This is a genomic window from Vibrio sp. 1580 (assembly GCF_033340055.1).
Map to the genome: position 1 here is coordinate 1 of NZ_JAWOVT010000553.1, position 565 is coordinate 565.

Consider the following 565-nt stretch of genomic DNA (forward strand, 5'->3'; position numbering starts at 1 on the left):
ATTACCTAACCGTCCATTAGAATGCATGGGGTTAACATTCCGTAACCCAGTGGGTCTTGCTGCTGGTTTGGATAAAAACGGGGAATGTATTGAAGCATTCGATGCGATGGGGTTTGGCTTTGTTGAAGTTGGCACAGTGACTCCTCGTCCTCAGCCAGGTAATGACAAACCGCGTTTGTTCCGCTTGGTTGAAGCCGAAGGCATCATCAACCGAATGGGCTTTAACAACTTAGGTGTGGATCATCTGGTTGAGAATGTGAAAAAAGCAAAGTTCAACTGTGTTCTTGGTATCAACATTGGTAAAAACAAAGATACACCAATCGAGAACGGGGCAGAGGACTACTTGATTTGTATGGAGAAAGTGTACGAATACGCTGGTTACATCGCTGTAAACATTTCTTCTCCAAACACTCCGGGACTTCGCTCTCTACAATACGGTGAAGCACTCGACGAGTTACTATCAGAGCTTAAAGCGAAACAATCAGAGCTTGCAGAAAAACACGGCAAGTACGTTCCACTAGCACTTAAGATTGCCCCTGATTTGAGCGATGATGAAATCACTCAG

The 565-nt window shown here is 44.8% G+C and carries 1 protein-coding gene; it reads left to right on the plus strand.

Annotation, left to right across the window (positions count from 1 at the left end; all coding sequences use genetic code 11):
• Positions 1 to 565 (plus strand): dihydroorotate dehydrogenase (quinone) (pyrD, locus tag R7093_RS27120; protein ID WP_318147261.1); only part of this gene is annotated, 565 nt, incomplete at both ends.